Here is a 19369-nt window from a genome sequence, read left to right as displayed (position 1 = left end):
TTATGAAAAAGTTTTTTATAATTGGTACTGATACCGAAGTAGGTAAAACATATATATCAACTAAACTTATCGAAGCTTGTGAGTATGAAAATATTAAATCACTTTGTTTGAAACCTGTAGCGTCTGGACAAAGTCAATTTTCAGAACTGTGTGAAGATGTAGAGAATATTCTAAATGCTTATAAGAACAAATTTACAGCAGATGAAGTAAACCTAATTTCATTCAGTGAAGCAGTTGCCCCACACATAATAGCCGCAAAATCAAAAGTGGATATTTCAATTGAAAATCTCAAACAATTTATTGAAGATAAGTATACTCGTCAAGATTTAGATATTCTCTTTATCGAAGGAGCTGGTGGATTATTAACTCCATACTCAAATCATGCTACCCAGTTTGATCTAATAAAGGCTCTGCAAATACCAGTACTACTAGTATCCGCTATAAAAGTTGGTTGCATAAACCATACCTTACTAACTATAAATGAGTTAAATCGTCATAATATTAAATTAGCTGGTTGGATTGCTAATTGTAATGACTCAAATATCCAATACATTGATGAACAAATAAATACTATGGAAGAGCTATCAGGATATAAGTGTAGTGCAAAAATTTCTCAAAATGCTGATTATTTAGATTTTATAGATTTATCCAAGATACTAATATCGCCAGAAGAAAATGAATAGTTCCCCTTGCTATTCTTAATAAGAATTTCGCCATTATTTGCTAGGCCAACATAGTTACAGTTATTATAAGTTTTATCAACTAAAGCCAATGAAAACTCTTTATCTCTTAGATAATTAAGTGATTCAAATTCATTTTTAAAATATGTAAAACCTTTATTAATAAAAACTGCTAAATCTTCTTTAATAGCCTTGATAATTTGTATAGTTAGGTTAGTTCGATTAGCATGGCGTTGAGATTGTAACTTTATTGATGTCCAATCTTTAGATATTTCTTCATTATATTGCATATTAACATTTATACCAAAACCTATAAATAGCTTCGCTCTACCATTAATTTCAGCACTAACATTTATAATAATACCAGCTATCTTTTTATCATCTACATAGATATCATTAGGCCATTTTAATTTAGCATCTAAGTTAATATTTTTTAGAACTCTTGCAATACTGATTCCTACAACTAAGGATAATCCATTAAGTTTCGATATATCTAGCTCAACTATTTCAAGCATAGTACAATAGATATTTTTACCAAATGGTGAAATCCATTTACGTTTAAATCGTCCAAATCCATCTGTTTGAAATTCTGAGATAAAAATTGCATTCTCACTATACTTAGCTTGATTTTCTATTGCATATTTTGATGTTGAATCTATAGAATAAAAATAATTTATATTGTTAAAAACTTTGATTAATTCATCAACTTTGATTAGTTCTAATTTTTCTTGGAGTCGATATCCAACCCTGGAGTTAGAAGATACTATTATTTGATAGTTATCCTTAAGTGCTTTGATATTTTTTGAAATTGCTGCTCTTGATATACCTAGTTTCTGTGCAATATCTTCGCCACTTACATATTTTTTATCATCTAAAAAGGTTAATATTTGCTGTTGAGTTTTGTTCATTTAACCTTGCTCTTTTAACAAAATCATAAATTGCTACTTCTATCCAAATAAACAGCTGCAGCACCAAAAACTTGGAAGTCACCTTCCGTTTCTGACCATTCTATTTTAATTTTTTTAGCTGACTGAGTAAAGGCAAATGTTTTAATCTCATCCCACATTGTTTTTTCAAAATACTCTCTAGCTGACATTATTGATCCTGCAATTATTATCACCTCTGGATCTAAAGTATACATTATAGACTTTATTGCTACTCCAAGATGTTTACCAAATTGCTTATAGATGTCTATAGCATCGCTATCATTATTTCTTGCTCGTTTAAGGATCTCAACACCTTCAATACCTATCTTTTTTATAAAGAATTGGCCACTACAATAATCCTCTAAGATTCCATCTAAATATGGTAACATGCCAAACTCTCCTGCTCCGCAATTAGAGTCTTTTAGTAAAGAGCCTTTATTGATAATACCGCCACCAATACCCGTGCCTATTGTAATACCAACGAAATTTTCATGCTCTTTGCCCTTGCCATATAGTCTTTGACCTATAGCAAAACAATTAGCATCATTATCTATAAAAACTGGTACTTTAAACTTTGCCTCTAGTATTTCTTTTAGATGAATCTCTTGCCATGATTTAATATTTTGTACATCATATACAATTCCCTTCTCTCGATCTGCAACACTAGGAATACCAACGCCTATGCCCTCTACTTCAGAAGTGAAAACTTTTGCTATAGTATCTATTACAACATCAATAACAGATTGAGCATTATGTTCTGCATCTGGCGGAATTTTGCTCAAGTAAGAGTCTAATAAATTTTCTCCACATACCCTACCAGCATTCACTTTAGTGCCACCGATATCAACACCAACCACAGTTCTATTCTTAATTTGAATTTCTTTACTCATATCACTTCAACTTATTTTTTAAATAATTCTGTTAGCTTTATAGTTTTATTATCAATTAATGGCTTAGCTGTTATGGCTACATATAAAATATATATTATAGTTAGATATACAAAACACATTCCTATTCTTAAGCCTAAGATATCTCCAATATTACCAACCACTAATGGCACTATAGCACCACCGATTATTCCCGTACAGAATATTCCTGATACTGTTCCATGATGTGATTTTAGGGAGTTCATTCCTAATGAAAAAACTCCTCCATACATTATCGATGTCAAAAAACCACAAACAGGGAAAAATATCAAAGCCATAGTAGCCGATCCAAACAATGCTAGAGACAATGATATTAGTTGTAAGATTAGAAATACTTTCAAAATATTTTTGACATTATATAACTTCAATAAAACTATACCTAAAATACCGCCAACACATTGCATGATCCAGAATAATGCTACTGTAGTATTGCCTACAGTTTCGGTATTAAAGCCATGATAATCACTCAAGAATTTAGAAATCCAGACACTAATTCCTTGTTCTTGACCAACATAAGCAAAGATCGCTAAGAAATATATTATTACGACTTTATTCTTTAAAAGATGTAATACAGTAGCAAAACCCTCTAATTTCTCATCTTCTTTCAACTCAACTTTTGGAAACTTAATTAAAGCAATAAATATTACTAGCAAAAACATTACAATTGCATTGAACCAATAAATAGCAACCCAACTAAAGTTTGTCCCTGTTAGCTTATTAAAAAATAGTAAAAAATAATTACTATCTCCAGAATATGGAAGATTCATAACTAGATACGATAGTACAAATGGACTAACAAATGATGCTCCGCCAAAAAATACTTGCTGTAATACAGAGAAAAATGAGTAATTCTCCTCACCACCAGCAACTCTTAATAAAGGCCAAAAAGCAACTTGCAATATCGCAGCAGCTGTACCAACTGTAAATAAACTTACAATATAAGTAAGATAGCTAACTTTTAGACAGAATAAAATTGAACCCAGAGAGCCCAATAAAAAGGCAAATAAGATCATCTTCTTAGATCCATATTTCTCTAGCGCATAGCCTGCAGGAATTGAAATAATGTAAGCTATAAAAAATGCAAACGGTAAAACCCCAGCTTGCGAAAGTGTCAAATGCAGATCATTAGTTGCATCTGGGATTATAGGTCCTAGAATATTAGTCACAAATGATACAGCAAAAAAGCCAATCATCACCACAGATACTATTAAATAGTTTTTTTTCATAAAATTTGCCTCAAAAAATTTCTAAGTATGAACCCGTAGCCTTAAATTACCACTTAATAAAAGCATAAGATAATCAAAAGCTTACTTTTAACAAATATAATACATAATTCAACTTTATACTATTAAATAGATATTTTTATTGAGTATTTTAAATTCAAAAAAATAGTAAATATGCTTTTAATCAAACATCTTTGAGTTATTACTATTACTAAAAAAAATATTAAAGCTTATAATGTTAACTGGAACAAAAACAATTCTGGAGATCTAAATGAAAATAGAAGATGTTAAAAAAAATGTTTTTTCGATGCCACTAGTATCGCCTACAGCAAATAGAATAGCTTATAAATTTACAAATAGAGAATATTTCATAATCGACTATATAGCAGATATAGAAATCCTAAAAAAATATGTACCAGAGCCTCTTAAACCAACTGGTCTAGTAAAATTTGAATTCATGAAAATGCATGATGCAAATGGTTTTGGTAGTTTTAATGAAGCTGGTCAACTTATTGAAGTTGAATTTGAGGGTAAGAAAGGCTTATATTCCCACATCATGCTACTAGATAATTTACCATCAATTGCTGCAGGACGTGAAATATGGGGCTTTCCAAAAAAATATGCCCACCCTACTCTTACAGTAGATTCTGATACATTACTAGGTACAGTAAAATATAACAGTGTTGATGTGGCTTTTGGAACAATGGGATATAAATATCAAGAGCTCGATAAAGATGCTATCAAAAAATCGCTAGAAGAAACCCCTAACTTCTTACTTAAAACCATACCTCATGTTAATGGTAGAGATGTAAGTATTTGTGAACTTGTAAAGTACCATGTTAAAGATGTAACTGTAAAAGGTGCATGGACTGGGCCTGTAGATTTACAAGTATTTAACCATGTTCAAGCAGCTCTTCATCATTTACCTGTTTTAGAAATTGTCAAAGGTTCTCACTTTATCGCTGATGTCACATTAGGTTTCGGTGAAGTAGTATTTGATTACCTTAAATAAAATATTTCAAGGAGATTTTAAATGTCAGTTAAAAATAAAGTGACTTTAATTACTGGAGCTGCATCAGGTCTTGGACTAGGTATGGCGACAGAATTTGCAAAACAAGGCGCTAAAGTAGTAATCGCAGATTTAGATCTAGAAAAATCACAAGCTGTAGCAAAAGATTTAGCAGATAAATATACTGTAGAAACTTTAGCTGTACAAATGGATGTTACAAATGAAGACCAAGTAAAATCAGGTGTAGATCAAACTGTCAAAAAATTTGGTCGTATCGATACTGTGATTAATAACGCAGGTATTCAGATAATATCACCTATAGTAGATTTTAGTGTATCAGCTTGGAAAAAATTATTTGATATCCATATGACTGGTACATTACTTGTAACTCAAGCAGCTATGAGACATATGATTGAACTAAAAACTGGTGGTAGAATTATAGTTGTAGGTTCTGTTCACTCAGTTCTTGCATCAAAAAATAAAGCAGCTTATGTAGCAGCTAAACACGCACAAGTTGGTTTTGTAAGAGCTTTAGCAAAAGAAGGTGCTGAGCACAATATCTCATCTAACCTAATTGGTCCAGGTTTTGTGATGACACCATTAGTAGAAAAACAAATTCCAGAACAGGCAAAAGAGCTAAATATCAGTGAAGAAGAAGTTGTAAAAAACATTATGCTTGGTGGTACTGTTGATGGCGAATTTACAACTGTTCAAGATATTGCTGATACTGCAATATTTTTAGCAGGATTTAAAACAAATGCATTAACTGGTCAGAAAATTTTGGTAAGTCATGGTTGGGGAATGTAAACAAAGCTAATACTTCTGTGGTATATTTATTCTTATATTAATATTATTCTAAACTGTAGATGCCTACAAACTCAAATATAAGACAAAAGCTAGGTCAACTAATTATGATGGATTTTCGCTATTGGGGTGAAGATTCAAATAATCAACGTATACCTTTTACAAAAACCAATGATATCGTCGATAAGATCTTTAAAGACTATAATTTAGGTGGTTTTATCCTTTTTAGAGAGAATATTCAAAATAATGAGCAAGTTATCTCTCTATTAAGAGATCTTCAAGCTAACACCAATACACCAATATTTTTCGCTACAGATCAAGAAGGTGGCAGAGTTAATCGCTTACAACAAGGTACTAGTGGTTGCGGTAATATGGCACTAGCTGCAACAGATAATCCTCATAATGCCTATACTATGGCTAAAATAATTGGTGATGAATTATATTCTTTAGGTATCAATATTAATTTTGCTCCAGCTGTGGATGTCAACTCTAACAAAAATAATCCTATTATTGGTGTAAGATCTTACTCAGATAATCCCAATGTAGTTACTGACTATGCCAAAAATGCTATAAATGGTTGTCATGATGCTAAAATCATAGACTGCATCAAGCACTTCCCTGGTCATGGTGATACTGCAACAGATAGTCATTTAGGTAATGTAATCTTAGATAAAACTTTGAAAGAATTACAGACAACAGAGCTACTACCCTTTAGTAAACTTGCTAGAGATTGTAGTATGATAATGACAGCACATATTAGTGTACCAGCCTTAGATGATACTCTATATCAATCAGTTTCAACAAGCGAGAATATTTATGTGCCAACTACTCTTTCTTATAAGATAATAACTAAATTACTAAAACAACAATTGAAATTTGATGGTCTAGTAGTATCTGATGCTATGGATATGCACGCTATTGCTAAACACTTTGGAACTATTGAAGCTTCTAAACTAGCTATCTTAGCTGGTATAGATATTTTATTAATGCCTATTCGAGTATGGTCAGAGAATGATATTTATAAGTTAGAAGAGCTTTTTTGTGAACTAGAAAAAGAATATAATCAAAATCCTAATTTTGCTAATGCAGTTGATAATGCCTACACGAATATTACTGATTTCAAAGCAAAACATAAACTCGATAAAAGTTTAATATTCAAGCTCTCACACGATGGGCAATTAAAATATGCTAATCAAATAGTTAATTGTAGTAAACATCAACAAATATCTCTAGATATAGCCAAGCAAAGTACAACTGTAGTTAAAAATTCAGGTATTATTCCATGTGATCTCAATAAGCTAAAAAATATCTTGATTGTAGATAGTGATAACCAACGTATGGCAGATTTTCATAATGAATTACAAAAAATAGTATCAAAAAACAACTATACTACTATAATAAACTCTGAAAATATTGATAATCAAGATATAAAAAATAGTATCGAGAATGCTGATTTAATTTTGCTAATCTCAGCAAACCTGCGTGAATACAATAAGGCTTATAGTTATGTAACTTCTATAAAGCCAGAGCAAACTATAAATATCGCAGCACTTGGTCCTTATGATATTAACTATATCGATAATATTATTAATTATGTTTGTATTTATGGTGCGACTTCTATGGATCAAACAAATTATACAAAGACTTCACTAAAGATTAATATTCAAGCAGCATTAGAAAATATTTTTAGTGATAATATCCTAATAGGAAAATTGCCTGTTCAAATTTAATGTCTTAAGCTGTTTTTGAGCCAAAGAATTCATAGTGAATATTTTTTTCTCTAACACCATTTTTTAATAACTTTTCATGTATAGAAAGCATAAATTCTTTAGGTCCACAAAAGAAGTATTGAGCATCATTTTTGTCTTCACTAAGCTGTTGTTGGACAGTATGTATACAGACTAGTCCTTGCTTTGCATCAGATTCAGAATTATCTTCGTAAAAGAAAATAGTTTTAAGTCTTGGGTTCTCATTTGATAGTTTTTCTAACAGCTTAGCAAAAGGATGTTCATTTTTATTTTTTTTACCACAGACAAAAAGTACTTGTCTTTGATTTTGTGTTTTTAGCTCTGATAAAAGCATACTCATTAAAGGCGTAATACCGATTCCTGCTGAAATTAAAACTATCGGTTTATCAAGATTTTTATTTACTTCCAAGAAAAATTCGCCGCAAGGAGGCGCTATTTCTATTTTATCACCAACTTTTATCTCATGCGATAGGTATTGAGATACATAACCTTGACCCTCTTGTTTAAGTGTTATTCTTAGATAATCCTCGGCAGTAGCTGAAGAAATACTATAATTTCTCATAGTAGTCATTCCATTATATGGAACTCTAACAGTAATATATTGTCCTGGTTTAAAATCATATCTTCTGAAAAGATCATTTTTAAAATAGAAAGAATATGTATTTATACTCTCATTTTCTTTTTTGATTACCTCAAACTCTTTAAAATTATCCCAACCATAATGCTCTAAATTCTCTTCGTATATACTCTTTTCATGATTAATCAAAATTTCAGCTAATAAATTATAGGCTTCTCTCCAAGCTATAACTATGTCATCATTATCATTTAAGTCTAGGACTTCTTTAATTGATTCGATTAAGTTAGACCCTACTATTGGATAATGCTCCGCTTTGATTTGTAATGATGCATGTTTTTGAGCTATTAGCTCTACTGCATTACCTAAAACTTCAAGATTCTCAATATTTTTTGCATAAGCTAAAATTGCTGCAGCTAAAGCTTCTGGTTGAGATGAGTTTTTTTGTCTTGAGGTATTAAAAAACTTTTTAACTTCAGGATTATGTCTAAACATTCTATCATAAAAATGTCTCGTTAAAGCAACTCCATTTTCTTCTAAAACAGGAATTGTTGCTTTTATTGTATCTATATTCTTTTGACTTAACATAAGATATCTCCATATACTCAAATTATAATATGCATTATATATGCATATTATAATTTATACAAATTTATCTTATACTTTGAAGACATCTTTACTAAAATATTTTGTATGAATTTAACTTCTTTTACTGATTACTCTCTCAGAATATTAATAATTTTAGGATCAAATCCTAAACAAAAATATAAAACTAAGGATCTTGTAGAAATATTAGATATTAAACTTAATCATGCTACTAAAATTATTAATAAATTATCCAATCTGAACTATATAGAATCATATAAAGGTAGATTTGGTGGTGTATCAATTTCGCAAGCTACATACAATATCAAATTATCAACTATTGTCAAAGAACTAGAACCAATGAACATTGTAGAATGCTTTGATAAGGATAAAGCAACCTGTCCATTAATACCGAACTGTAAACTCAAATTTATACTAAATCAAGCAAGCAATGATTTTATAGCACGATTAAATGACTATAGATTTATTGATATATGCAATATCATGCCCCCAAATCAAAATAACGAATAAGTCTTTAAACTATATTTTTATATTTTCGCTAGCAACTATCGTAGCATTATCTTGACTAGAGATTACATAAAACTTACTTGGATTAAGTTGTTTTTTATAGTCAGCAAAAGCTAGAGGACTATGCTCTTTAGGCTTATTTTTTACAACAAGAATATTTAACTGATTTGAGTTATTCCAATATTTAACAAATTTATCAAATTTCATTAAATATTTATCTACATTTGATTTAGGGAACTCTCTAACATCATCTAACTCACCTTCATCATTAATAATAATTACATTATGTTTAGTGTAGAAGATAATGTCATAAAAGCGATCACTCTCAAAAACTTGAGCATTTGGATATTTTTGATATATTTTAGATATTTCTTGGGCTGTCTTATATTTAGAGCTTGTATCAAAATAATCTCCTAGTACATAACCTAAATTTGCAATAGTCATCATCATAATACAAATATAAGCAACTAATTTATTTACTGAAAAAGTATTTAATTCTTTGATTAATTTGATTGTGATTACAGTAGCTATTATTGCAATTGCTAATAAGATTAAGAAATACTTATAGCCAAAACTCCAATACTGAGGAAGACATAAAAGAGCCACAGCAACGATAGGTAGCAAAGCAAAAATAAGGATAATAAATTTAAAGCTTATACTATCCCACTTATCAAACTTTTGTAAGTCTACACTCTTAAAGTGCATAGCTACAAGTATTGATAATGGTAATATTAATGGTGCTAAATAACCAAATAAGAAAGATTTAGAAATCCCAAAAAATATAAATATAAATGTCGCCCAACTAAATAAAAACCACTTATCTGAATTTTGCTTACGATTTTTGAAGGCTTTTTTTGAGAAGAAACTCTTAAGAATTTTAGGTAAAAACAGAGTCCAAGGAAAAAAAGCTCCCATAATTGCTAACAAATAAATAATTTTAGAAACTTCTCTATTTTGCTCATCTGTAGAATATCTAAGTATCTGTTGTACTACTATGTAATAATAAGCAAAATTAGGATGATACTGTTCAACTGCAAATATCCATGGTAACGAAATAACTGCTACAATTATCAAACCTAGGTAAAGCCTAATATCAAGTAACCTTTTATACTGTCCCATAATAACAGAATATAAACCTACTATAGCCATAGGAAAAACTATTCCCATTAGTCCTTTAGTCATAACAGCTAAACCAGCAAATATAAATGCTAAAATAAGCCAATACGTACTTTTCTTGTAGTCATCATCATATTTAAGGCTTATCCAATAACTAAGCATAGTCATATTTAAAAATACAGCTATTGCTAAGTCCATGTTCAAATATCTACCAACAAATAGAAATAAAATTGTACTTAAACTTACTGCTACTGATAATAATGCTGTTTGACGGCACTCTAATACTTTGCGTACTACTATATATGTAAAAATTAAACATATGCCTAGTAATACAGGATTTACAAGTCTTGCTCCCCATGTATTCTCGCCAAATATGCTCATAAATATACAAGTAATCCAATATGCTAGGGGAGGCTTATGAAAAAATATCATTCCATCAATATATGGAACTATAAAGTTATGATTTGCAAGCATCTCTCTTGCTACTTCAGAATATCTAGTTTCATCAGGAGCATAAAAATTAGCTACACCATACATACAAAAAGCTACAATCATTGTAGCTAAAATTAGCAAAATATCTTTAAATTTGTTATTCATTGTGATTAATTAGTTTTGATTTTCTTGGAAGAATTTTTTAGTAAGACAAATAGTTTTTTCGATATCTTCATCACTATGAGCAATTGATATAAAGCCTGCTTCATAAGCAGATGGAGCGAGATATACTCCATTATCAAGCATATATGCAAAATATTTATTAAACATTTTAAGATTACTTTTACCTAAATCTGTAAATGTATTGACAGCAACCTTTTCATTACAGAAAAATAGTCCAAACATTCCACCTAAATATTTCGCATGGAAATTAAAGTCATAAACTCTAGCAGCCTCATTCAATCCATCAACTAACTGTTTAGCTTTAGCTTCTAATCTAACAAAAAAATCATCTTGCGAAACTTTTTCTAATGTTTTGATACCAGCCGCCATAGCAATTGGATTACCTGATAAAGTACCAGCTTGATATACTGGTCCAGCCGGAGATACTTCTTGCATAATTTCTTTGCGACCACCGAATGCGCCTACTGGCATACCACCACCAATCACTTTACCTAATGTTGTTAAATCAGGCTTCACATTATAAATACTTTGAGCACCACCCAAAGCAACTCTAAAACCAGTCATTACTTCATCAAAGATAAGTAAGCTATTATTTTCATCACATACCACTCTAAGCTTAGCTAAGAAATCATCTTGTGGGAAAATCATATTCATATTACCCGCGATTGGCTCAACTATGATACAAGCAATTTCATCTTTGTATTTTTCAAAGAGAGCTTGTATTGACTCTATATCATTAAAACTAGCAACTAAAGTATCCTTAACTACATCTTCTGGTACACCCGGAGAATTTGGCTGACCTAATGATAGTGCTCCAGATCCAGCAGCTACAAGAAACTCATCCGCATGTCCATGATAGCAGCCTTCAAATTTTATAATTTTATTTCTACCTGTATATGCTCTTGCTAATCTAATAGCACTCATTGTCGCTTCAGTACCCGAATTTACGAATCTAACTTGTTCAATATTTGGCATAAGCTCTACTATTTTTTTAGCAAGTTCAATCTCTTGTTTACAAGGAGCGCCATAACTTAGACCATTTTTTAGCTGACATTGTATAGCCTCAAGAACATCATCATCGCCATGCCCCAAAATCATTGGTCCCCACGATCCGATATAATCTATATATTTGTTCCAATCAACATCATATAAATAAGCACCTTTTGCTGATTTTATGAATCTTGGAAATTCTTGCCCAACACTCTTAAATGCTCTGACTGGAGAGTTTACTCCGCCAGGTATATATTGTAGGGCTTCTTGGAATAAACTTTGAGAGTTAATTTTATTCTCCATGTTCTTGTTCCTGTCTCATTTTATTTATTTTTTTCTCGACTGCTTGCATTAGTAAGCTTGCAGCATTAACTTTGGTAGCTTTATAGATCTCTTGAATACCAGTTGGACTAGTAATATTAACTTCTGTTAGTTTATCTCCTATCACATCTAAACCAGCAAACATTACCCCCTCTTTTTTCAGCTTTTTAGCAACTTTTTTAGCTATTTTATAGTCTTGCTCCTGAAGTTCCCTTACTTCAGCTCTAGCTCCAGCTGCCAAGTTACCACGATTATCACTATCACTAGGAACCCTAGCTAAGAGATATTTAATAGGTTCTCCATTTACTATCAAAATTCTTTTATCACCATCTTTGATTGCTTCTTGATAATCTTGTACCATTATATATCTGGTTTCATGATGAGTTAGCGTTTCAAGGATAACATTTTTGTTTTTATCGCCATCTTTGATCCTGAAGATAGAGCTGCCACCCATTCCATCAAGAGGCTTAACAATAATATCTTTATGCTCTGCGTAAAATTGATTAATCTGCTTATAGCTTCTAGTTATCAGAGTGTTTGGTGCAAATTTAGGATAATTTGAAATAGCTACTTTCTCATTAAAATCTCTAAGTGCTTGTGGATTATTTACGATTAACACCCCATGTTTTTTTGCCAAATCAAGCATATATGTCACATATATATACTCCATATTAAATGGTGGATCTTTGCGCATAAATATACAATCAAGATCTAACAGTGATAAATCATGATGTTGAGATAATATTTCATACCAAGACTCTTTTGCTTTATGGATTTTTATCTTAAGTGCATCGCCTTTTGGCTTACCATTGATTATAGATAAATCATTTAAATAAAAAGTATAAATTTCCCAGCCTTTATCTTGAGCTGCTTGTAGCATCATATATGTGCTATCTTTTGAAATATTAAAAGAGTTTAAGTTATCTATTATAAATCCTACTTTCATTATTTATCCTATTTTATACCCGATATATTTATCTAAATCTTTACCATTCAAAATATCTGCAATATTTAACATTTTCTTGTTGGGAAATTGTAATTGCTTAAATCTGATTATCTTGTCATTTGTAGCAATGTCAAAACCATTTTTAGTTATATCCATAATTGCTGTAACTTCATCATTTGCCGATTTTTCAAGTATCTCAAAATCACCTACTTTGACTTGCTCACCTTCTAGCATAAAAAATGCTGATGGCCATGGAGTAAATGCTCTAATATGACAACTAATTTCTTTGGCAGATTTTGTGAAATCTATAAGACCTTCTTGCTTAGTAATCTTATGTGCATAAGTAGGCTCGCCTTGTTGAGGTTGCGGTTTGATCGTATCAATATTTTCTAGAGTTTCTAATAATGGTTTTATTGATAGTTTAGCGAATTTATCATGTAGTGATTGTGATGTATCCGTATCTTGTATCTCAATCTCTAGAGTGTTTAATATATCTCCAGTATCAAGTCCAGCATCCATTTGTATTATACAGATTCCAGTTTTAGAATCTCCTGCTTGGATTGCTCTCTGGATAGGTGCTGCGCCACGCCATTTAGGAAGTAGTGAAACATGAATATTTAAACAACCATATTTGGGAATATCCAAAAACTCTTGAGGTACTATAATTCCGTAGGCTATCACAACTATGACATCTGGTTTTAGTTCTCTAATTTGCTCAAATACTTGAGGATCTTTCTTAAAAGATAATGGTTGAAGCACTGGTGTGTTGTTGGCTATAGCGACGTCTTTGACAGGTGAGAATTGTATCTTCTTACCACGCCCTTTTGCTCTATCTGGCTGAGTAAGCACCGCTTGAATATTATGCTTTGATTGATATAAGTCTTTTAGAACTTGTGCTGAAATATCAGGAGTTCCAGCAAAAACTATATTTAATTTTTTCATTTATTTAATCTCTAAAAGCATATCCACGTAATTGAACACTACTTAATTCAGTAATTTGACCCTCTGGGAATAGACAAACATATTTTATCTCATGCGCGCCATTTTGAGCAGCTAATTTTACAGCTTCTCTAATATTTTCATTACATAGTTTTTGGAAATCTCTCTCTTGATCTACGCCTATAACTACTCTTATTTCACCTATGCTATCTTGTGTATCTGTTTGATAACGCAGATTAAATATTCTGACTTGTTTTGGATCTGTAGCTGGCAATTTTGCACTATATTTAGGTAAATATACACCTTTTGGTTCAGGGGTATTCTTAGAAACAAAAAAATATATACAAGATATAAAAACTATAAACAATATACCAGCGTACATTAAATTTTGACTGAATCGACTCATTAAAAATTAAATATTACTCTAAACTAGCTAGATTTTAACACATCTAGCCTATATTGGCTAAATATTAAGTTATCCAGATAAACATTAGAAACAAATTGAAAATCATAATTAAAACCATTATTATATTTACAAATTTAAATATATATTTATTTTAACATGTCATCTATCACAAATTTTTTAAAAGTAATTTCTGATAAAAATAGATTAATTATTTTATATGTATTAAACAAAAATACTCTTTGCGTATGTGATATCCAAAAACTTATCTTATTAACTCAAGGAGCGTTATCAATACAGCTAAAAAATCTTGTAACTGCTGGATTGCTAGAGTCTTTTAAGCAAGGCAAATGGGTATTTTATAAACTAGATAAAAATATTCCAGAATATCAATTAAACATTTTAAATGAGCTTTTCAAACAAATAGATAAAGACGAAGAAGTTCAACAAATAATATCTAAACTAGAAATTTCTGAGATTTGTAAAATTTAAGGAGTAATAAATGAAATTAAAGTTTCTCGATAAGTTTCTGACCTTATGGATTTTTTTAGCTATGATTGTGGGTATCATTATTGGATATACTCTACCAGAAGCTAAAAATTTTATATCTGAATTTGATAATGGATCAGGTAATTGGTTAATTGGACTAGGTCTAATTGTGATGATGTATCCATCACTAGCAAAAGTTAAATACTCAACAATGCCTAAAATATTTAATGATACTAAAATTTTGCTTTTATCTTTAATTCAAAACTGGCTGATTGGTCCTATTCTGATGTTTATATTAGCAGTTATTTTTTTTCATGATCAACCTAGCTTTATGATAGGACTAATTTTAATAGGGTTAGCTAGATGTATTGCTATGGTAATTGTGTGGAATGATCTAGCCAAAGGATCTAGAGAATATTGTGCTGGACTAGTTGCATTTAACTCTATTTTTCAAATAATATTTTATGCTGCTTACGCATATATATTTATTACAGTTATTCCAAAACTACTGGGATTTGATACGAACATCAATATAAATATATCAGTGTTAGATATAGCAAAAAGTGTCGGAATATATCTAGGAATACCTTTTGTAGCTGGAATATTAACTAGAGCTATCTTAATCTCTAAAAAAGGTGAACAATGGTATATAGATAAATTCACTCCAGCGATATCACCTCTGACATTGATCGCCCTACTATTTACTATAGTGCTGATGTTTACTACAAAAGGAAATGAAATAATTAACCTACCATTTCAAGTAATCAAGGTTGCTATTCCGCTTTTGATATATTTTTTGATAATGTTTAGCATATCATTTTTTATGTCATATAAAGCTAAAGCAACTTATGAGCAAGCCGTTTCTTTGAGCTTCACAGCTGCTTCAAATAATTTTGAGTTAGCTATAGCAGTTGCAATCTCAGTATTTGGCATAAACTCTACTGAAGCTTTTGTCGGTGTAATTGGTCCTCTGGTTGAGGTGCCAGTTTTGATTGGGTTAGTAAATGTGGCTTTGTGGTTGAATAAAAAATATTTTAATTGAATAAGGGGAAAATTTAAATGATTGTAATATATCACAATGATGAATGTGGAACATCTAGAAATGTACTTAATATTATTAAAGCTGCTGGATACAATCCAATCGTAATAGAATATCTAAAAGAAGGATGGACAAAAGCACAACTATTAGGACTTTTTGCCGCTGCAAATTTAACTCCAAAAGAGGCTCTTAGAAAAACTAAATCTCCAGCTAAAGAGTTGGGATTATTAGATGATAATATAAGTGATGACATAATTATTGAAGCAATGATCAATAATCCTATACTAGTTAATAGACCTTTTGTTTGTTGCCCTAAAGGTGTTAAACTTTGCAGACCTAGTGAAGTAGTTCTTAGCATGTTAGATAAGTTGCCACCAATGCCTTTCTACAAAGAAGATGGACAACTTGTAATCGATGCTGATGGTAACATATGTTCATAATAAACATATTTCAATTTATTAACTTCTAGCTTATTATTTAAATACTCTTTTGACACAGTTTATATTTATGTCATATATTTTTTTAACTATAGCTATAATCACTGAAGTCCTTGGAACAGTTTCATTACCATTATGCAATGGTTTTACAAGGATTGTTCCTTCACTATTTGTTTTGATATTTTATGGACTTTCATTTTACTTTTTATCATTAACATTAAAATATATGAATATTGCTTTTGCGTATTCTATATGGTCAGCATTTGGAATTATTTTAATAGGAATTATAGGATATCTATTTTTTAAGCAAAAGTTAGATTTACCATTTGTCTTAGGAACATCGTTTATACTTATTGGAACTATTATTATTTGTGCATATTCAAAGACTATTATGCATTAAGTTTATAATATTTATTTCTTGTATTTAATTTCCCAGCAATTATGGATATTTTTGTTAGATAAAAAGTCTCTTGATAAACAGACTTTATCAATATTCTCACAATTAAACTTAGCTATTATTTCTTGTGACATTTTGAAACGACGATAATTGTTAGAGAAATATAATACTCCATCTTTTTTGAGAGAGTCCATAGCTAAATTTATAAGTAACTCATGATCTCTTTGAATATCAAGAATATCATCCATACGCTTAGAGTTTGAAAATGTTGGTGGATCTAAAAATATCACATCAAACTTCTCGCTGTTAGATTTTAACCAACTAATACAATCTGCCTGAATAAAATTATGCTTTTTAATATCTAAGTTATTTAGCTCAAAATTATTCTTACCCCACTCAAGATAAGTATTAGACATATCTACACTTGTAGTTTTTGCTCCTTTTAAAGCAGCATGAACACTAGCTGTGCATGTATAACTAAATAAATTCAATAAAGTCTTATTTTTTGAAGCTTTTGCCACAAGCTGTCTAATTTTACGGTGGTCTAAGAAAATACCAGTATCTAAATAGTCATCAAAATTCACATAAAATTTAGCATCAAATTCATTAATAACGTGAAAGTTATTTTTGTCATTATTTTTTTGATACTGTTCTTTGCCTTTTTGACGCTGACGGACTCTTGTATGTATATTTTCATATTGAATATCGAGAGTTTTATGTATCTGATATATAGCTTGATAGAATCTTTGTTTAGCCATATTTTGATCGATAGTAGCATCGGCACGATACTCTTGTAAAAACACATGCTCGCCATATATATCGACAGCTACAGCAAAAGTTGGAATATCAGCATCATATAAACGATAACACTCTACTCCCGACTGCTTTAACCATGGTTTTAAGTTTTTAAGATTCTTCTTTAACTTGTTAGAAAAATCTATATGCTCATCTGACTTTAGTGCACTTGCTTCAGCTAAACGAATATTTTTCTCAAGCTGGCTTTCATATTTAAATCTTGCATGCTCATTTATATCAAACTGATATAATACCGTTTCAATAGCGCCATTATAGAATTTATTCTTCTTGGTAGTACGTAGCTGCATTTCTTTAATTGATTCATCAAAACTTGTCAAAATAGCAACTTTCCAACCATAAAAATCTTGAGATAATCTATCACCAAAACCATTAAATATGTCTAAAAGCTCATCAAGTTGATCACCATATAAACGCTCACCGTAAGGAGGATTTGTAACTATCAAACCTTCACTTTCAAACTCATTTTCAAGATCACGGATATCTTGTCGCTTGATATTAACAACATCTTCAACACCTGCTTGATAAATGTTTCTATCAGCCTTATCTAAAACATTATTATCAATATCATAGCCTTGAATAATTGCATTTGTTGGCTTTTGAGCTTTTTTTGCTATTTCTAATAAGTTATTCCATAAGTCTTGATCATGAAGCTTTGAATTGAATAGTTTAAATTCTTTATTCAACAAGACAGGAGCTATATTTTTTGCCATAAGAGCAGCTTCAATAAGAATAGTCCCAGAACCACACATTGGATCAATCAATATAGGTTGCTCTTTTTTAAGCTCATCTAACCACCCTGCTTTGATAAGTATCGCTGCTGCTAAAGACTCTTTTAGAGGTGCTTGTCCCTGAAACTGTCTATAACTACGCTTATGTAAGCTCTCTATATTTAAGCATAAAAACACATTCACATACTGCTTATGTAAATGTAATTTTATTATATTATCTGGATTATCAGTATCAATATTTGGTCGTTCATTAGTTTCTCTACGAAACTGATCGACTATAGCATCTTTTGTTTTTTGCGAAACAAACATAGTATTATTGAAATCATAATGCTTACCTGAGATTATGATTTTAAAAGCTGTGTTAACATCAAAGTAATCTAACCAATTTATTGATGATATAAAATCATATAAAGCTTGCTGATTTGTAACTTTTTGAGTAGCTATTTTTAGCATAACTTGGCTTGCTAGATGAGAGTAAATACAAACTTTGTAGGCATCTTCAAAAGATCCCTCAAACTCAACTCCAGCAAGTTTTTCAGATGATGATATGCCTAACGCATCTAGCTCATCTTTTAATAAAAGCTCGATACCCTTTGCACAGCTAGCGAAAAATGTAAAATTTTGCATAAGAAATTATAAAATATAAAATATGTGTTAAATGATATATTAATTCCAATAAATAACAATTAATAAGCGAAAATCTATTGATTTTATAAGATATAAAATTATAATATCTATTCTAAATACTCGCATAGCTCAGTTGGTTAGAGTACTACCTTGACATGGTAGGGGTCACTGGTTCGAATCCAGTTGCGAGTACCAATAAAATCAATACTTTTAGCCCTCCACTCCAAAATGCTATGAATTATCAAGGTGCATATAAGGGTCACTAGGTCTAATTTTTAAAGCTATTCCATAGAATTCATTAAAATAAACAATTTCTTTTCAAAACAAACAAATGTTTTGAAAGTATTGACTGAAACGCTAGTTGATTTAGATAGCCCTGAGGCTATATAAATCTTTCACAATAGCGTTTCTAAGTATTAAATCATGCGAAGCATTACGCCTTGCCCACCGTCGGCCTGATAAGGTTGACCAACGGGTTTTACCAGTGAAACGGGAGGGACTTA

19 protein-coding genes and 1 tRNA gene are annotated in these 19369 nt (G+C 30.6%); 10 read left to right on the top strand and 10 right to left on the bottom strand.

Features of this window, described 5'->3' with window-relative positions; all coding sequences use genetic code 11:
- Positions 1-2 precede the first annotated feature (2 nt).
- On the top strand, positions 3-683 hold the full coding sequence (bioD, locus tag IMS64_RS04190; protein WP_211491000.1) for a dethiobiotin synthase: 681 nt from the start codon (positions 3-5) through the stop codon (positions 681-683).
- Here bioD and IMS64_RS04185 read toward each other — a convergent pair.
- From IMS64_RS04185 to IMS64_RS04175, 3 genes are read right to left on the bottom strand one after another with little or no spacing between them, the layout of a single operon-like run.
- Positions 626-1588: a biotin--[acetyl-CoA-carboxylase] ligase gene (locus IMS64_RS04185; RefSeq protein ID WP_211490999.1), complete on the bottom strand. Its 963-nt coding sequence runs from the start codon at positions 1586-1588 to the stop codon at positions 626-628. The genes bioD and IMS64_RS04185 overlap by 58 nt on opposite strands.
- A 23-nt stretch (positions 1589-1611) precedes the next feature.
- Entirely contained in the window at positions 1612-2496 is an 885-nt protein-coding gene (locus tag IMS64_RS04180) for an ROK family protein (protein WP_211490998.1), read from the bottom strand.
- 11 nt (positions 2497-2507) lie between these two features.
- Positions 2508-3758 carry a sugar MFS transporter gene (locus IMS64_RS04175; protein WP_013923071.1) on the bottom strand — a complete coding sequence of 417 codons (1251 nt, stop codon included), beginning with the start codon at positions 3756-3758 and terminating at the stop codon, positions 2508-2510.
- 268 nt (positions 3759-4026) lie between these two features.
- On the opposite strand from IMS64_RS04175, the gene IMS64_RS04170 reads away from it, so the two are divergent.
- The 3 genes from IMS64_RS04170 to IMS64_RS04160 are packed head-to-tail and all read left to right on the top strand — an operon-like array spanning position 4027 to position 7298.
- Entirely contained in the window at positions 4027-4767 is a 741-nt protein-coding gene (locus IMS64_RS04170) for an acetoacetate decarboxylase (RefSeq protein ID WP_012281083.1), read from the top strand.
- Positions 4768-4788: 21 nt separating this feature from the next.
- Positions 4789-5571: a 3-hydroxybutyrate dehydrogenase gene (locus IMS64_RS04165; protein ID WP_003033673.1), complete on the top strand. Its 783-nt coding sequence runs from the start codon at positions 4789-4791 to the stop codon at positions 5569-5571.
- A gap of 59 nt (positions 5572-5630) precedes the next feature.
- Entirely contained in the window at positions 5631-7298 is a 1668-nt protein-coding gene (locus tag IMS64_RS04160; RefSeq protein WP_211490997.1) for a glycoside hydrolase family 3 protein, read from the top strand.
- Positions 7299-7302: 4 nt separating this feature from the next.
- Here IMS64_RS04160 and hmpA read toward each other — a convergent pair whose 3' ends face one another.
- Complete coding sequence (gene hmpA, locus IMS64_RS04155) at positions 7303-8478, bottom strand: NO-inducible flavohemoprotein (RefSeq protein ID WP_211490996.1); 1176 nt, start codon at positions 8476-8478, stop codon at positions 7303-7305.
- Positions 8479-8583: 105 nt separating this feature from the next.
- Between hmpA and IMS64_RS04150 the strand changes: the two genes are divergently transcribed.
- Positions 8584-9006: an Rrf2 family transcriptional regulator gene (locus IMS64_RS04150; protein ID WP_012281087.1), complete on the top strand. Its 423-nt coding sequence runs from the start codon at positions 8584-8586 to the stop codon at positions 9004-9006.
- A 9-nt stretch (positions 9007-9015) separates the two neighbouring features.
- Here the strand turns inward: IMS64_RS04150 and IMS64_RS04145 are convergent, their stop codons facing one another.
- The 5 genes from IMS64_RS04145 to fvfA are packed head-to-tail and all read right to left on the bottom strand — an operon-like array spanning position 9016 to position 14336.
- Positions 9016-10716 (bottom strand): phospholipid carrier-dependent glycosyltransferase, encoded by a 1701-nt coding sequence (locus IMS64_RS04145; RefSeq protein ID WP_211490995.1) that lies wholly within the window; start codon positions 10714-10716, stop codon positions 9016-9018.
- Between the two features lie 9 nt (positions 10717-10725).
- Positions 10726-12027: a glutamate-1-semialdehyde 2,1-aminomutase gene (gene hemL / locus IMS64_RS04140; protein ID WP_211490994.1), complete on the bottom strand. Its 1302-nt coding sequence runs from the start codon at positions 12025-12027 to the stop codon at positions 10726-10728.
- Positions 12017-12991, bottom strand: coding sequence for a glutathione synthase (gene gshB, locus IMS64_RS04135; RefSeq protein WP_004287829.1), 975 nt, complete (start codon positions 12989-12991; stop codon positions 12017-12019). The genes hemL and gshB overlap by 11 nt, the downstream gene beginning before the upstream one ends.
- Positions 12992-12994: 3 nt before the next feature.
- A complete protein-coding gene (fmt, locus tag IMS64_RS04130) occupies positions 12995-13933 on the bottom strand; it encodes a methionyl-tRNA formyltransferase (RefSeq protein ID WP_211490993.1) in 939 nt (312 codons plus the stop codon).
- 4 nt (positions 13934-13937) lie between these two features.
- A complete protein-coding gene (fvfA, locus tag IMS64_RS04125) occupies positions 13938-14336 on the bottom strand; it encodes a Francisella virulence factor A (RefSeq protein ID WP_211490992.1) in 399 nt (132 codons plus the stop codon).
- Positions 14337-14492: 156 nt separating this feature from the next.
- Here fvfA and IMS64_RS04120 point away from each other — a divergent pair, with 156 nt between their 5' ends.
- The 4 genes from IMS64_RS04120 (at position 14493) to IMS64_RS04105 (ending at position 16698) form a co-directional block, all read left to right on the top strand.
- Positions 14493-14825 (top strand): ArsR/SmtB family transcription factor, encoded by a 333-nt coding sequence (locus tag IMS64_RS04120; RefSeq protein WP_211490991.1) that lies wholly within the window; start codon positions 14493-14495, stop codon positions 14823-14825.
- A gap of 10 nt (positions 14826-14835) precedes the next feature.
- Entirely contained in the window at positions 14836-15864 is a 1029-nt protein-coding gene (gene arsB / locus IMS64_RS04115) for an ACR3 family arsenite efflux transporter (protein WP_211490990.1), read from the top strand.
- Positions 15865-15881: 17 nt separating this feature from the next.
- A complete protein-coding gene (locus IMS64_RS04110) occupies positions 15882-16301 on the top strand; it encodes an arsenate reductase family protein (protein ID WP_211490989.1) in 420 nt (139 codons plus the stop codon).
- Between the two features lie 67 nt (positions 16302-16368).
- Positions 16369-16698 carry a DMT family transporter gene (locus IMS64_RS04105; RefSeq protein ID WP_200160108.1) on the top strand — a complete coding sequence of 110 codons (330 nt, stop codon included), beginning with the start codon at positions 16369-16371 and terminating at the stop codon, positions 16696-16698.
- Between the two features lie 11 nt (positions 16699-16709).
- On the opposite strand, the gene rlmKL is transcribed toward IMS64_RS04105, so the two are convergent.
- The gene (gene rlmKL, locus IMS64_RS04100; protein ID WP_211490988.1) at positions 16710-18866 is read right to left on the bottom strand and encodes a bifunctional 23S rRNA (guanine(2069)-N(7))-methyltransferase RlmK/23S rRNA (guanine(2445)-N(2))-methyltransferase RlmL; all 2157 of its coding nucleotides are present in this window, start codon (positions 18864-18866) and stop codon (positions 16710-16712) included.
- Positions 18867-18984: 118 nt separating this feature from the next.
- Here rlmKL and IMS64_RS04095 point away from each other — a divergent pair.
- A tRNA-Val gene (locus IMS64_RS04095) sits at positions 18985-19061 on the top strand.
- Positions 19062-19369: the final 308 nt, after the last annotated feature.

It is taken from the genome of Francisella philomiragia, assembly GCF_018135955.1.
Taxonomy (GTDB): Bacteria; Pseudomonadota; Gammaproteobacteria; order Francisellales; family Francisellaceae; genus Francisella; species Francisella philomiragia.
Note: the sequence above shows the minus strand (reverse complement) of the source record. Positions and strands in the feature narration are given on the sequence as shown.